General features: G+C 58.0%; 12 protein-coding genes. 4 read left to right on the top strand and 8 right to left on the bottom strand.

Features of this window, described 5'->3' with window-relative positions; all coding sequences use genetic code 11:
• Positions 1-2: 2 nt before the first annotated feature.
• The 4 genes from hslV to priA all read right to left on the bottom strand — a co-directional run bounded on the left by hslV (position 3) and on the right by priA (position 5055).
• Positions 3-533 carry an ATP-dependent protease subunit HslV gene (gene hslV / locus BWI95_RS00980; protein WP_023479345.1) on the bottom strand — a complete coding sequence of 177 codons (531 nt, stop codon included), beginning with the start codon at positions 531-533 and terminating at the stop codon, positions 3-5.
• A gap of 91 nt (positions 534-624) precedes the next feature.
• Positions 625-1617, bottom strand: coding sequence for a cell division protein FtsN (gene ftsN / locus BWI95_RS00975; RefSeq protein ID WP_076768845.1), 993 nt, complete (start codon positions 1615-1617; stop codon positions 625-627).
• A 95-nt stretch (positions 1618-1712) separates the two neighbouring features.
• Positions 1713-2738 (bottom strand): DNA-binding transcriptional regulator CytR, encoded by a 1026-nt coding sequence (gene cytR / locus BWI95_RS00970; protein ID WP_054804428.1) that lies wholly within the window; start codon positions 2736-2738, stop codon positions 1713-1715.
• 124 nt (positions 2739-2862) lie between these two features.
• Positions 2863-5055, bottom strand: a complete 2193-nt coding sequence (gene priA, locus BWI95_RS00965) for a primosomal protein N' (RefSeq protein ID WP_042717058.1) — start codon at positions 5053-5055, stop codon at positions 2863-2865.
• Between the two features lie 207 nt (positions 5056-5262).
• On the opposite strand from priA, the gene rpmE reads away from it, so the two are divergent.
• The gene (rpmE, locus tag BWI95_RS00960; RefSeq protein ID WP_023479344.1) at positions 5263-5475 is read left to right on the top strand and encodes a 50S ribosomal protein L31; all 213 of its coding nucleotides are present in this window, start codon (positions 5263-5265) and stop codon (positions 5473-5475) included.
• A 308-nt stretch (positions 5476-5783) separates the two neighbouring features.
• Here the strand turns inward: rpmE and metJ are convergent, their stop codons facing one another.
• Positions 5784-6101 carry a met regulon transcriptional regulator MetJ gene (gene metJ, locus BWI95_RS00955; protein WP_023479337.1) on the bottom strand — a complete coding sequence of 106 codons (318 nt, stop codon included), beginning with the start codon at positions 6099-6101 and terminating at the stop codon, positions 5784-5786.
• A gap of 262 nt (positions 6102-6363) precedes the next feature.
• On the opposite strand from metJ, the gene metB reads away from it, so the two are divergent.
• From metB to metF, 3 genes are all read left to right on the top strand, one after another.
• Complete coding sequence (gene metB / locus BWI95_RS00950) at positions 6364-7524, top strand: cystathionine gamma-synthase (protein ID WP_054804429.1); 1161 nt, start codon at positions 6364-6366, stop codon at positions 7522-7524.
• A 2-nt stretch (positions 7525-7526) separates the two neighbouring features.
• Positions 7527-9959, top strand: a complete 2433-nt coding sequence (locus BWI95_RS00945) for a bifunctional aspartate kinase/homoserine dehydrogenase II (protein WP_042717061.1) — start codon at positions 7527-7529, stop codon at positions 9957-9959.
• Positions 9960-10163: 204 nt separating this feature from the next.
• Complete coding sequence (gene metF / locus BWI95_RS00940) at positions 10164-11066, top strand: methylenetetrahydrofolate reductase (RefSeq protein ID WP_076768844.1); 903 nt, start codon at positions 10164-10166, stop codon at positions 11064-11066.
• 11 nt (positions 11067-11077) lie between these two features.
• Here the strand turns inward: metF and fsa are convergent, their stop codons facing one another.
• The 3 genes from fsa to BWI95_RS00925 form a co-directional block, all read right to left on the bottom strand.
• A complete protein-coding gene (gene fsa, locus BWI95_RS00935) occupies positions 11078-11740 on the bottom strand; it encodes a fructose-6-phosphate aldolase (protein ID WP_054804430.1) in 663 nt (220 codons plus the stop codon).
• Positions 11741-11954: 214 nt separating this feature from the next.
• Positions 11955-12800, bottom strand: a complete 846-nt coding sequence (locus tag BWI95_RS00930; RefSeq protein WP_076768843.1) for a helix-turn-helix transcriptional regulator — start codon at positions 12798-12800, stop codon at positions 11955-11957.
• A gap of 82 nt (positions 12801-12882) precedes the next feature.
• Positions 12883-14616, bottom strand: a complete 1734-nt coding sequence (locus BWI95_RS00925; protein WP_076768842.1) for a phosphoethanolamine transferase CptA — start codon at positions 14614-14616, stop codon at positions 12883-12885.
• Positions 14617-14646: the final 30 nt, after the last annotated feature.

Below are 14646 nucleotides of genomic sequence, written 5' to 3'. Positions count from 1 at the left end.
CCTTACGCTTGAGCGGGTAATTCTTCGATGGTATGGAAGTGGTTGGTGTAGATGCAGATATCGCCTGCGATCCCCAACGCCTTCTCAGCAATGTCGCGCGCGCCAAGCTCGGTGTTCTCCAGCAGTGCGCGGGCAGCGGCCTGGGCGTATGGTCCGCCGGAGCCAATGGCAATCAGGTCATTTTCCGGCTGAATCACATCGCCGTTACCGGTGATGATCAGCGACGCGGTTTCGTCGGCGACCGCTAACAGCGCTTCCAGCTTGCGCAGCATACGATCGGTACGCCAGTCCTTTGCCAGCTCGACGGCGGCTTTCACCAAGTGACCCTGGTGCATTTCCAGTTTGCGTTCAAAAAGCTCAAACAGCGTGAAGGCATCCGCTGTGCCGCCCGCAAAGCCTGCAATGACTTTGTCGTTATAGAGACGGCGAACTTTTTTAACGTTGCCCTTCATCACGGTGTTGCCCAGTGTGGCCTGGCCATCACCGGCGATAACGACATGGCCGTTACGGCGTACGCTTACGATTGTTGTCACGAGCAGACCCCTTGGTTACAAAAGCACATACAGCGCCCCGCACAGCGTACGGGGCAGAATGCATTTATAGATGGGGGAGATTTTGGGGGTTTCAACCCCCGGCGGAAAGTCGAATGCAGTTTGCGTGACCGGCCAGTTTCAGCTTGCCGAGGGTGGCTTCGGCGCTCTCTTTGCCTTTCAGCGGGCCCATCACAACGCGATTCCAGCCATTATTGCTGGTGATGCGTGAGTCAAAGCCCTCAAACGCCAGCTGCGCGCGGACGGTTTCCGCCTGCTCCTGGCCTTTGAACGAGCCGCACTGGATCAGCCAGCGACGCTCATCTTTTTTCTCTGTCGGCTGCGCCTTCGCCGTTTCCGCTTCGCGCGTTACCGGCGCGGCCTGCTGCGTTTTCGACTGCGCGGCGTTGCTGTGCGGCGGCGTTTGCAGCAGATCCTGATAGGGCTGCGAATTAGTGGCCGGCTTCTGCTGCGCTTGCTGCGTCTGGCGTGGCGGCGTGGCGACGCGCGCAGGCTGCTGTTCTACGGTGCGCGGCTGCGTACGTGGTTGCTGAACCGGCTGGCTTTGCGTCCACTGAGACTGCTGCTGCTGCTGCTGCTGCATCTGCTGAACCTGGCGCTGACGCTGCAACGTTTGCTGGCGCTGCTCCGGCGTCTGCTCGTTCCACGGCACCTCATTGAGCTGCGTCGGCGTCTGGCGCATATCTGCCTGCATCTGGGCTAACAGCTGGCGCTGCTCATCGGTTAACTGCTCCGGTTTTTGCACTTCGCCCCCGGCTGTCGGCTCGGTCGGCGCGCGTACGCCAGGCTGGCGGCTCTCCAGCTCTTTAATATAGCGCCAGCGCTCTTCCGGCTTCGGCGGCAGGCCGTTACCGGTCACTTTCTGGTTCTGCAGGGATTCTGACTCTTCTTTCTTATGATGCGTAATAAAGTACAAACCACCGATAAAGGCGACCAGCACGGCGGCCGCTATCGCGACCATTGCTGGCGAGACCGCAGGCGCGCTGCGCTGCTTTTTCTTTGAGGTGCTCTTCTTTCGCCGCGCAGGAGTCGACTGGCTGCGGCGTACATAATCTCGTTGGGCCACTATCGTTTCGCTGTATTCATATTCGTTTAACAGCCCGCCATGTTACTTAAGCGACGGGGTTTTGACCAGAAGAGGGCGTCCGAAAGCCCCCGCCTTTACGTTAGCGCTCGCGTTGAGCCACGCAGGATTAATTCACAATCTAATAGTCGCGAGCCGCTGCTCACCGTGTGGCCCTGCAACTGCTCCAGCAGAAGCAGCATTGCTTCGCGCCCAATGTCGTAGCGCGGCTGCGCAACGGTAGTGAGCGGTGGGTCGCAATACTCTGCCAGCGAGATGTTATCAAAGCCGATAATCGACAGATCCTCCGGCACCTTCAGGCCCCGGCGTTTTGCCTGCGACAGTGCGCCGAGCGCCATCACATCGCTATGGCAGAAGAGAGCCGTCGGCGGTTTCGGCAGGGAGAGAAGCTGCTCCAGCGCCTGCGCTCCGGCTTCGAAGGTAAAATCACCGCGCGTAATATACTCCTTATCTACCGTCGCACCCGCGCGGCGCGGCGCCTGCACGTAACCCTGTAAGCGATAGTGGCAGAGCGGCATCTCTTCCGGGCCGGCGATACAGCCAATCAGTTGATGCCCCTGCTCTTGCAGGTAAGAGACAGCGTTGAAGGCTGCGGTCAGGTTGTCGATATGCACCGTCGGCAGCTCCAGCTCCGGCGCGAACTCATTGGCCATCACCATCGGCGGTAAATTGCGCTGCTCTTCAATGCTGGCGTCAAACGGCAGACGTGAACCGAGCAGCAGCATGCCATCAATTTGCTTGGTGATGATCAGATCGATAAAGGTCTTTTCCTGCTGATTTTGATGGGCGCAGTCGCCAATCAGTACCAGGTAGCCATGCTCCGCAGCGGTCACTTCGATGCCGCGGATAATCTCACTGAAGAAGGGATCGCAGATATCCGGCACAATCACCAGCAGGGTACGGGACTCATTGCGCTTCACATTGCGGCCCATCGACTGTGGCAGGTAGCCCACTTCCATGGCGGCCTGCTCAACGCGGTTGCGGGTCGCCTGTGACACTTTTTCCGGGTTCATTAATGCACGGGATACGGTTGCCGTAGAAACCTTTGCTTTCATGGCAACATCTTTCATGGTTGCTGCCGCAACCTGATTTTTCGGTTTCACCTTGTTCTCCTCGCATGCACGGCGCAGGCGTAGTCACATTTTTATCAGATAGTTAAGCGCATCGGTTACAGAAATTTCACAAAAAGTGTGACGGGCATTCTATTTTACGCGCTGGCTCGCAGCATTAGCTCTCGATCGGATCGACATCCAGCACCCATTTTACGCGTCGGGCATCGGGCAGGGTGTTAATCAGCGCCAGCGCGCCATGCACAATGTGTTGCAGGCGAATGCGGGAGGGGTGTTGTAGCAGGATTTGCCAGCGGTAGCGCCCGGCGCGCTTGGCCGCCAGCGCCGGAACCGGGCCGAGGATCCAGAGTTGGTTATCTGCCAGCGGGCTCGCCTGCAGCAGGTTTTTCAGCTGTTGCAGGAAGAGGGGGGCATGCTGGTTGTTCTGATCTTCCGCACGGATCAGCACATGGCTGGTCCACGGCGGGAGTTGCAGCGTCTGGCGCTCGGCCAGCGCCTGCTCGGCAAAAGTGTCGTAGCCTTTATGCAGCAGAGTTTGCAGCAGCGGATGTTCAGGGTGGTGCGTTTGCAGCACCACCTCGCCCTGTTTGCCAGCGCGTCCGGCGCGGCCGGAAACCTGGGTATAGAGCTGAGCAAAGCGCTCTGCGGCGCGGAAATCGGCGGAAAAGAGCGCGCCGTCGACGTCGAGCAGCGCCACCAGCGTAACATCCGGAAAGTGATGCCCTTTGGCGAGCATCTGTGTGCCGATCAAAATGCGCGCACCGCCGCGATGCACTTCGGCAAGATGCTGCTCCAGCGCGCCTTTGCGGCTGGTGGTGTCGCGGTCGATGCGCGAAATCGGCACGCCGGGAAAGAGCGGGGCCAGCGCCTGCTCCAGTTGTTCGGTACCAAGTCCAACCGGCAGCAGGTGGGTGGAGCCGCACGACGGACACTGGCGCGGCACCGGGCGCTGGCTGTCGCAGTGGTGGCAACGCAGATGCTGCTGCGCCTGATGGAAGGTGTAGTAGTGATCGCAGCGCGCGCACTCGGCGATCCAGCCGCAATCATGACAGAGCAGCGCCGGGGCGAAGCCGCGCCGGTTAAGGAAGAGGATCGCCTGGTTACCCGCTTGCAGATGCTGACGCAGGCGGTTGATTAAGGCAGGAGCCAGACCCGCCTGCAGCGGCTGGGCTTTCATATCCAGCACGTGCTGCATCGCCGGACGCGCGTTGCCTGCGCGGCGGGTTAAACGCAGAATATGGTATTTCCGCGCCCGCACGTTGTGCAACGTCTCCAGCGCCGGCGTCGCCGAACCGAGGATTATCGGGATTTGCTCGCTATGCGCACGGTAAACAGCCAGATCGCGCGCATGGTAGCGCCACCCCTCCTGCTGTTTATAGGAGCTGTCGTGCTCCTCATCGATGACGATCACGCCAAGGTTTTTAAAAGGGGTGAAGAGCGAGGAGCGCGTGCCGATGACAATCGCCGCTTCACCGCTCTTTGCTTTCTGCCAGGTGGTCAGGCGTTCACTGTCGTTAAGTCCAGAGTGCAGCACTTCGACAGGAGCATTAAACCGCTCGCGAAAACGGGCGATGGTTTGTGGCGTCAGGCCAATTTCCGGCACCATCACCAGCGCCTGCTTGCCCTGTTCGAGCACATTTTCCAGCACGCTCAGATAGACTTCCGTTTTGCCCGATCCGGTGACGCCCGCCAGCAGCCAGGCGGAGAAGCGATCTGCTGCGCTGTGGATCGCGCCGACGGCGGTGGCCTGTTCGGTATTGAGCCGCAGACGATCGCCGCTGACGGAAAAGGTGCTGCGCCAGTCCGTAAACGTCGGCGCTTCGCTGTTCATCTCCACCAGCCCTTTTGCGCGTAGCGCTTGCAGGGTCACGCTTTTCAGATCTAACGCCGCTAGCTGATGCTGCCACACTTTGCCTTTGCGCAGCGCCGATAACGCCTGCTGCTGTTTTGGCGACTTGATGCGGTTGATGTCGGTGGCCTGCCCCTGTTCAGTGGCGAACCAGTAGCCCTGAAACTCGGCGCTGGCCGGTTTGGTCTGGCGTAGCAGAACGGGCAGGGCATTGAATAGCACATCGCCAATTGGATGATGATAATAGTCAGCTGCCCAGAGCAGCATTCGCCAGACGGGCGTTGAAAACGCGGGCTCGCTGTCGAGCACCTCTTCGACGCTTTTCAGCTCCGCCAGTGGCAGCTCGCTTTTGTCGCTGACCGCCACCACAATCCCGACGCGGGTCTGGTTACCGAACGGCACGCGCACGCGAAAACCAGCGCTGGCGGGGGTTCCCTCCGGCAGCAGGTAATCGAAAGTGCGGGGCAGCGGTACAGAGAGCGCAACGTGGGCGACGGGCATTTCATCATCCTGACTTGAAAAGTGGCGGGTTAGTATACACATTGTTAAGACGGTCGAGCGGATCAGTTTGCATACGCTGGTTAATTTCTGTATGATTCGCCGCCTTTGATGCTCATTGCGGCGTCAAAGATTCACTTACATATCAACTCGCGTGGTGTCTGGCGTTAGGGCTGGAAGAGCGACGCGGCCTTAAACTGAGGTTTCCCCATGAAAAAAGGTATTCACCCGAATTACGTAGCGATTACTGCAACCTGTTCTTGCGGTAACGTGATCGAAACCCACTCTACTCTGGGTCACGATCTGAACCTGGACGTGTGTGGTAAATGCCACCCGTTCTTCACCGGTAAGCAGCGTGATGTTGCAACTGGTGGCCGTGTTGACCGTTTCAACAAACGCTTCAGCATCCCGGGCAGCAAGTAAGTTGCCAAAGAAAAAAGCGCCGAAAGGCGCTTTTTTTGTCTCTGCGGTTTGCCTCAGGGGGAATATTTTTGTGATGAGCTTCACAAAAATATTGCTCTGGTCAAAAAACAGGCATACCCTGTCGCCATACATCTCCTCACACTATTTGAGCGTAAAAGGATCATTTGTATGCTGACAGCAATGAAAAACGTATTTATGTCTTACCTGCTCTCACTGGCAGAAGTGCATCCGGAAGTGACGCGTTTCTGATAAGCAGGTGCGATAAATCAAAAAAGGGCGGAATATGATTTCCGCCCTTTTTATTGCGATCAGTATTCCCACGTATCCGGGTCGATACCCATTTCACGCATAATCACTTTCGCCTCTTCCGGGATCTCATCGCTGCGCTCTTTACGCAGGTCTTCATCATTCGGCAAAGGCTGGCCGGTAAACGCATGTAAAAACGCCTCGCACAGCAGTTCGCTGTTGGTGGCGTGGCGCAGGTTATTCACCTGACGACGGGTACGTTCATCGGTGAGGATTTTTAACACCTTAAGAGGAATGGACACCGTAATTTTTTTTACTTGCTCACTCTTCTTGCCGTGCTCAGCGTATGGGCTGATATATTCGCCGCTCCATTCAGCCATGAGATACCTTTAATCCTCTCAGTCATTGATCTATACCCGGTCGCGCCGGGCCGTAATTGCGCGTAGTTTACCGTAGAGTCATCGGGGTGACACCGTGTATCGCTCTGCAATATCGTACGAAAGCATATAATTTTAACGGCTATTATGCGATTGCTCAATCTATACGCAAAGAAGTTTAGATGTCCAGATGTATTGACGTCTATTATTCCAGTGTTTACTCTGTGACCTGACTTTTCATCCATTAAGCCAGGAAGCCTTCACCATGACGCGTAAACAGGCCACCATCGCAGTGCGTAGCGGATTGAACGATGACGAGCAGTACGGTTGCGTTGTCCCCCCGATTCACCTCTCCAGTACCTATAACTTCACCGGTTTTAACGAACCTCGCGCCCACGACTACTCGCGCCGCGGTAATCCTACGCGTGATGTGGTGCAGCGCGCGCTGGCGGAGCTGGAGGGCGGTGCAGGCGCGGTGATGACCAATACCGGCATGTCGGCAATTCACCTGGTGACCACGGTGTTCCTTAAGCCTGGCGATCTGCTGGTGGCACCGCACGACTGTTACGGCGGCAGCTATCGTCTGTTTGATAGCCTGGCGAAGCGCGGCTGCTACCGCGTGAAGTTTGTCGATCAGGGCGATGAGCAGGCGCTGAAAGCGGCGCTGGCGGAAAAACCGAAGCTGGTGCTGGTAGAAACTCCCAGTAACCCATTGTTGCGCGTCGTAGATATTGCGAAAATCTGTGGGCTTGCGCGGGAAGCGGGTGCGGTGAGCGTGGTGGATAACACCTTCCTGAGCCCGGCGTTGCAAAACCCGCTGGCGCTGGGGGCGGATCTGGTGCTGCACTCCTGCACCAAATACCTCAACGGCCACTCCGATGTGGTAGCCGGCGTGGTGATTGCGAAGGATGAGGCGACCGTCACCGAACTGGCATGGTGGGCGAATAATATTGGCGTCACCGGCAGCGCTTTCGACAGCTATTTGCTGCTGCGCGGGCTGCGCACCCTGTCGCCGCGCATGGAAGTGGCGCAGCGTAACGCGCAGGCGATTGTCGACTTTTTGCAGACTCAGCCGCTGGTGAAAAAGCTGTACCATCCCTCTCTGCCTGATAACCAGGGGCATGAGATTGCGGCGCGTCAGCAAAAGGGCTTTGGCGCGATGTTGAGTTTTGAACTGGCTGGCGATGAGCAGACGCTGCGTCGTTTCCTGAGCGGACTGTCGCTGTTTACACTGGCGGAATCGTTAGGCGGGGTTGAGAGTTTAATCTCCCACGCCGCGACCATGACCCACGCGGGCATGGCGCCGGAAGCACGCGCCGCCGCTGGGATCGGTGAGACGCTGCTGCGCATCTCAACCGGTATTGAAGATAGTGAAGATTTGATTGCCGATCTGGAAAATGGCTTCCGGATCGCCGCTGAGGGGTAAACATGAGTGTGATTGCGCAGGCAGGGACGAAGGCTCGTCAGCTGCACAAATTTGGTGGCAGTAGTCTGGCGGATGTGAAGTGTTATCTGCGCGTAGCAGGGATCATGGCGGAGTATTCGCAGCCGGGCGACATGATGGTGGTTTCGGCCGCCGGTAGCACCACCAACCAGTTGATCAGCTGGCTTAAACTGAGCCAGACCGATCGCCTCTCTGCGCATCAGGTGCAGCAATCGCTGCGCCGCTATCAGCTCGAATTAATTAACGGCCTGTTACCTGCCGATGTAGCCGATGGCCTGACCAGCGCCTTTATTCACGATCTGGAGCACCTCGCCGCGCTGCTCGACAGCGGCATCAACGATGCCGTTTATGCCGAAGTAGTGGGGCACGGTGAAATCTGGTCCGCGCGCTTAATGGCAGCGGTGCTGAATCAGCAGGAGCTTGACGCCACCTGGCTCGATGCCCGCGACTTCCTCCGCGCCGAGCGCAGCGCGCAGCCGCAGGTCAATGAAGGGGCCTCTTACCCCTTATTGCAGCAGCAGCTGGCGCAGCATCCGGGTAAACGAATTGTGGTGACCGGCTTTATCAGCCGCAACGACGCGGGCGAAACCGTGCTGCTTGGCCGTAACGGTTCCGACTACTCGGCAACGCAGATCGGCGCGCTGGGCGATGTTTCGCGCGTGACCATCTGGAGCGACGTCGCCGGGGTCTACAGCGCCGACCCGCGCAAAGTGAAAGATGCCTGTCTGCTGCCGCTGTTGCGTCTGGATGAAGCGAGCGAGCTGGCGCGCCTGGCCGCACCGGTACTGCATGCCCGCACATTACAGCCGGTTTCCGGCAGCAATATCGATCTGCAACTGCGTTGCAGCTACAACCCCGAACAGGGTTCAACGCGCATTGAGCGCGTGCTCGCTTCCGGCACCGGGGCACGCATTGTTACCAGCCATGATGATGTCTGCCTGATTGAGTTCCTCGTGCCGTCAGGGCAGGACTTCAAGCTGGCGCACAGAGAGATCGACATTATTCTCAAGCGCGCGCAGGTGCGTCCGCTGGCGGTCGGTGTTCACGCTGACCGCAATCTGCTGCAACTCTGCTACACCTCCGAAGTGGTCGACAGCGTCTTTAAACTGCTTGATGAGGCGGGTCTGCCGGGCGAGCTGCGTTTACGCCAGGGGCTGGCGCTGGTGGCGATGGTCGGTGCGGGCGTATGCCGCAACCCGCTGCACAGCCACCGCTTCTGGCAGCAGTTAAAAGGGCAGCCGGTCGAGTTTATCTGGCAATCGGACGAAGGGATCAGCCTGGTTGCCGTGCTGCGCGTCGGCCCGACCGAGAGCCTGATCCAGGGTCTGCACCAGTCGCTGTTCCGCGCGGAAAAACGCATTGGTCTGGTGCTGTTTGGTAAAGGCAATATCGGCTCGCGCTGGCTTGAGCTTTTCTCTCGCGAGCAGAGCGCGCTCTCGGCGCGCACCGGGTTTGAGTTTGTGCTGGCAGGCGTGGTTGATAGCCGCCGCAGCCTGTTGAGCTACGACGGGCTGGATGCCAGCCGCGCGCTTGCCTTCTTTAATGATGAGGCGGTAGAGCAGGATGAGGAGTCGCTGTTCCTGTGGATGCGTGCCCATCCGTATGATGATTTAGTGGTGCTGGATGTCACCGCCAGCGAGCAGCTTGCGGAGCAGTATCTCGATTTCGCCAGCCACGGTTTCCATGTCATCAGCGCTAACAAGCTGGCGGGCGCGAGCAAAAGCGATCGCTTCCGCCAGATCCATGACGCCTTTGAAAAAACTGGCCGCCACTGGCTCTATAACGCCACCGTCGGCGCGGGTCTGCCGGTTAACCACACCGTGCGCGATCTGCGCGACAGCGGCGATTCGATTCTGGCGATCAGCGGTATCTTCTCCGGTACGCTCTCCTGGCTATTCCTGCAGTTTGATGGCAGCGTGCCCTTCACCGAGCTGGTGGATCAGGCGTGGCAGCAGGGGCTGACCGAGCCGGACCCGCGCGTCGATCTCTCCGGTAAAGATGTGATGCGCAAGCTGGTGATCCTCGCCCGCGAAGCGGGGTATGACATCGAGCCGGATCAGGTGCGCGTCGAGTCGCTGGTGCCGCCGGGCTGCGAAGCAGAATCCGTCGATCACTTCTTCGAGAATGGCGAGGCGTTAAATGAGCAGATGCTCCAGCGCCTTGAAGCCGCCCGCGAGCTGGGGCTGGTGCTGCGTTACGTCGCCCGTTTCGATGCCAATGGCAAAGCGCGCGTTGGCGTTGAAGCGGTGCGCCCGGAGCATCCGCTGGCCGCGCTGCTGCCGTGCGATAACGTCTTTGCGATTGAGAGCCGCTGGTATCGCGATAACCCGATGGTGATCCGCGGGCCCGGCGCAGGCCGGGATGTCACCGCGGGCGCTATTCAGTCCGATATTAACCGCCTTGCACAGCTGCTGTAGCCCTCGCTGCAACTCCTCTCCCGCTCCGGGAGGGGAGTGTTCCCGCCTCATGAATCTTTTTCATCTTCGCTGAAAACTCCTCACACACAATCGAGATATTTCTGTTGACGCTTTGTACGATTTCCGTCATTTTTACATCTGGACGTCTAAACGTATAGAAGTTCACTCACCCTGAATAATGACTTGTGATTGATGAGGTAAGGTATGAGCTTTTTTCACGCCAATCAGCGGGAAGCCCTGAACCAGAGCCTGGCGGAAGTTCACGGCCAGATTAACGTCTCCTTTGAGTTTTTCCCGCCGCGCACCAGTGAAATGGAACAGACCTTATGGAGCTCCATCGATCGCTTAAGCAGCCTGAAGCCGAAATTCGTTTCGGTCACCTACGGCGCGAACTCCGGCGAACGCGACCGCACGCACAGCATTATTAAAGGGATTAAAGATCGCACCGGGCTGGAAGCGGTGCCGCATCTGACCTGCATTGACGCCACCCGTGATGAGTTGCGCACCATCGCGCAGGATTACTGGAACAACGGCATTCGCCATATTGTTGCCCTGCGCGGCGATTTACCGCCGGGCGGCGGAAAGCCTGAAATGTATGCCACCGACCTGGTGAGCCTGTTAAAAGAGGTGGCGGATTTTGATATCTCCGTCGCTGCTTACCCGGAGGTGCACCCGGAAGCGAAAAGCGCGCAGGCCGACTTGCTCAACCTGAAGCGTAAAGTCGATGCGGGCGCCAGCCGCGCCATCACGCAATTTTTCTTCGATGTTGAGAGCTACCTGCGCTTTCGCGATCGCTGCGCCTCAACCGGTATCGACGTCGAGATCATTCCCGGCATTCTGCCGGTCTCCAACTTTAAGCAGGCGAAAAAGTTCGCCGACATGACCAACGTGCGCATCCCGGCGTGGATGTCGCAAATGTTCGCCGGGCTGGATGACGATGCGGAAACCCGCAAGCTGGTCGGCGCGAATATCGCCATGGATATGGTGAAGATCCTCAGCCGCGAAGGGGTTAAAGATTTCCACTTCTATACCCTGAACCGCGCCGAAATGAGCTATGCCATTTGCCACACCCTCGGCGTGCGCCCGGCCTGTAACGTTGCCGTTTAGTTCGGGGGAAATTACAGGCTCAGGCAGCCAAACGCGCCCTGCCAGTCCTGCTCGAATTTCTCGACGGCGGATTCAACGGCGGGCGTATTGAGCATCTGCTTCGCCACATCGACCGGCAGGGTAATCGCCTCGCATCCGGCGAGCAGACAGTCGAGCGCCTGGCGCGGGGTTTTAAAGCTCGCTGCCAGCACCTTGCTCTCCGGCGCATGCAAACTCAGCAAGGTTTGCAGCTCCTGCACCATGCGCACACCATCGCCGCCCTGCGCATCGACACGGTTAACATAGGGCGCGACATATTTGGCTCCCGCCAGTGCAGCCAGTAAGCCCTGCGCGGCGCTATAGACCGCCGTACCGAGCGTGACGATCCCCTGTTTTTTCAACTGCTTAATCGCCGCCAGCCCTTCGCCCGTTACCGGGATTTTAACCACAATACCCGGCAGCGCGTGGTGAAGCCTTTTCGCCTCGCTCACCATGCCCTCTGCATCGCGGCTCATCACCTGGGCGAAGAGCGTCCCGTTCGCGCCTATTGCCTGTTGCAGACGCGGCAAAACCTCCCACAGAGGAGTTTTACCGGCAGCAATAATGCTCGGGTTGGTGGTAACGCCAGCCAGCGGATAGATGCGCGCAAGGCGCTCCACTTCCGCGATATTGGCCGTATCCAGATAGAGTTCCATCCTGCTTCCTCATCAATATGATCTGGCGAAAGCATACGGTCTGCGAGGCGGCGGCGGCTATATAACAATTCTGCCAAACACTGGACAAATGTACGCATGCTGATGAAGTGCGACAGCGCTCACAAAATGCAGTGCACTCCGATGAAAAGCGGATTCAGGCGCGGAGCGTAGAAGAGAAGCGGGTATAAAAGCGTACAAAAATCCAGTCGCGGAATTATTTGTCCCGTAGCTGGCTGTGGTAGTGCTGGCGATACTCCGAGGGCGAGCGTTCGGTGTTTTTACGGAACAGGCGGCAGAAGTAGTTGCTGTCGACAAACCCGCAGCTGTGCGCCACCTCTTTGATTTTCAGGTCGTAGCCTTTAAGCAGCGTTTTCGCATGCTCCAGCCGGGTATGGGTCAGATATTCACTAAAGCCGACCGCGCCGGTTTTCTGGAACAGATGGGAGAGGTAGTTGGGCGAGATATAGAACGCCTGCGCGACCGACTCGCGGGTGAGCGGCATGGCGTAATGTTCGTCGATATAGTCACGAATAGCTTCAAACAGCGCCTGGCTGCGCGACGCGGTGTGGATCTGGCTGCCGAGCAGATCGTGGCAGTGGCTCAGCAGGCTGGTGACAATCAACCGCGCCGTGTGCTGCTCCTCTGGCTGCATCTGCATCTCGTGCAGCGTTTGCAGCAGGAAGGAGCCTATGCGCGGGCCGCGCCGGGCTACGTGCTGCCGGGTCAGCGTCTGGAGGGCTTCGCCATCCCACTGCGTAAGGCTAAAGCAGAGCTGCTGTTTGCCAAACAGCACGCTTAAGCTTTTCGCCGGTGCCAGCCAGCGCGGGCTGTTCCAGCCGCCAGCGGGAACGTAAAGCACATCATGTTGCATCATCAATGCTGTCTCGCCGGCGATCGCCGCATCGGTCAGCGCTCCTTCCAGCACAATTTCAAGACGCGGGAAATCGACCTGGCAGGCAAGCGCAGGCGCGGTTGCATTCACCGCCGCAAAGCGGATCTGCCTGAGCGTTGCCGGACCGTGGATCAGGCGGGAGAGGAGAGACGCAATATCGTGACTCATGATGTTCCTGCGACGAAAAAAACAGGCTCACCATAGCGCCAGGCTAAAAAAAAAGCCATCCCGATGGGATGGCTTTACACGCTTACTGATTGGCAGGGAGATCGCCGTAAGGCAGCGCGTCGTAATCCCGTAACGCGTTTTTCTTATACGGGTTACCGATCCAGCGCGTCGCTTCAACGAACTGCGGGCTGACCACCGAGCGCGTGGCGTCATAGCCGTCATAGCGCAGGCCAGCTAAATCCGACCAGGTGTGGATCAGCTGCGAACTGCTGTATTTACGGTTGAGGTCGGCGGAGAAATCCCGCGGATGCGCCGCTTGCCACTTATCCGACGTCCAGAGGATAAACGGAATGGTGTACATATGGCGCGTCGGCTCCGCTTCGTTACGCCCCTGAATATTGTGCGGCGGTGTGTCATACACCTCTTCGCCATGATCGGAGAAGTAGAGCAGGAAGCCGTTCGGGTCGGTCGCTTTGTAATCATTAATCAGCGAGGAGACAACATGATCGTTAAAGCGGTTGGCATCGTCATAGCTGTTGTAGGTCTCGGATTGATCGGCATCCAGCCCCGGCGGTTGATGGTCGTGCTTATCCGTAAACTTGCCCCAGCCTTGCGGGTAGCGGAAGTCGTAACGAATATGCGTCCCGAGCAGGTGCACAATGATGAACTTTTTCGGCGCAGGATCGGCGAGCACGGTTTTAAACGGCTTCAGCACGTTGGTGTCATATTCACGGGCGCTCTGCGTACGCTGCTGGTTCATATAGAACTGCACATCCGTCTGTTTTGAAAAGACGGTCAACATGGTGTTGCGCTCGGTCATCGTCTGCTGGTTGGTGATCCAGAAGGTTTTGTACCCGGCCTGCTTCATCATGTTCATCAGCGAGGGCTGCGTCAGATAGAGATCCGGATGCTGCTCATCGGCGAACGTCAGCGCCTGTTGCAGGATCTCAATGGTATAGGGACGTGACGTCACTACGTTAGTAAAGAGGCTCATCCGCGGATCGCTTTTATGCAGCGCATCCAGCTCCGGCGTGGTTTCGCGTGGGTAGCCATACAGGCTCATGCGGCCACGCTGCGTCGATTCACCAATCACCAGCACCAGCGTGCGCGGCGCATCGCCCGACTCATCTTTCAGGTTTGCCAGCGGCGGCAGAGCGTGGTTGCTGTCGAGCAGCCTGTTGAGGCTGTTCAACTGGTTACGATACTGCACATAACCCATCACCAGCTGCCACGGCGCGGCAGGCTCCAGCTTGGAGGCTAATCCTGAGGCAGCCTTAGGGAGATCCTGCTTATATTTCAGCATGTTTATCGCAATCGGATTGAGGATCAGCCCATACAGCAGGGCGAAAGAGACAACCCAGCGCCACGGGTTAGGAATGTAAACCGGACGCAGGCGAGTCCAGAGGAAGATCGCGCCCGCGGTGTAGGCCAGCGCAATCAGCACCAGCTTCAGGCTGAAGTATTGCCCTAAAAACTCGCTCGCTTCATGGGTGTTGGTTTCGAACATTACAAACAACACGCTTTGCGAGAACTCCTGCCCGTAGATGACGTAGTAGGAGAGCATCGACAGCGAAGTGGCCCACAACACTACGCCAATAGCTGCCGCGATGGCGCGCGTATAGCGTGGGAAGAGGAAGACCGGGATCAACCACAGCGAGCTGAAGAGAATGGAGTCGCGAAAACCGTTGGTGCCGCTGTATCCGCTAACCAGGATAGCGACCTGCAGAACCGTGGAGAAGTACCAAAAATAGAGCAGAGCCCATCCAAGGGCTTTCACACTAAACGGTTGTTTAGCATGAGATTGTGTGGAGCGCATACGAAGTGCCTGTGCGAATAAATAGCGCTA

Source organism: Kosakonia cowanii JCM 10956 = DSM 18146 (genome assembly GCF_001975225.1).
Classification (GTDB): domain Bacteria; phylum Pseudomonadota; class Gammaproteobacteria; order Enterobacterales; family Enterobacteriaceae; genus Kosakonia; species Kosakonia cowanii.
The sequence above is the reverse complement of the archived record's forward strand: the minus strand, read 5'-3'. Positions and strand labels throughout refer to the sequence as shown.

Bases quoted from the DNA above. Each gene is read 5' to 3' on its own strand.
- priA (WP_042717058.1), bottom strand. From the start codon at position 5,055: ATGCCCGTCGCCCACGTTGCGCTCTCTGTACCGCTGCCCCGCACTTTC.
- rpmE (WP_023479344.1), top strand. From the start codon at position 5,263: ATGAAAAAAGGTATTCACCCGAATTACGTAGCGATTACTGCAACCTGT.
- metJ (WP_023479337.1), bottom strand. From the start codon at position 6,101: ATGGCTGAATGGAGCGGCGAATATATCAGCCCATACGCTGAGCACGGC.
- metB (WP_054804429.1), top strand. From the start codon at position 6,364: ATGACGCGTAAACAGGCCACCATCGCAGTGCGTAGCGGATTGAACGAT.
- BWI95_RS00945 (WP_042717061.1), top strand. From the start codon at position 7,527: ATGAGTGTGATTGCGCAGGCAGGGACGAAGGCTCGTCAGCTGCACAAA.
- metF (WP_076768844.1), top strand. From the start codon at position 10,164: ATGAGCTTTTTTCACGCCAATCAGCGGGAAGCCCTGAACCAGAGCCTG.
- fsa (WP_054804430.1), bottom strand. From the start codon at position 11,740: ATGGAACTCTATCTGGATACGGCCAATATCGCGGAAGTGGAGCGCCTT.
- BWI95_RS00930 (WP_076768843.1), bottom strand. From the start codon at position 12,800: ATGAGTCACGATATTGCGTCTCTCCTCTCCCGCCTGATCCACGGTCCG.
- BWI95_RS00925 (WP_076768842.1), bottom strand. From the start codon at position 14,616: ATGCGCTCCACACAATCTCATGCTAAACAACCGTTTAGTGTGAAAGCC.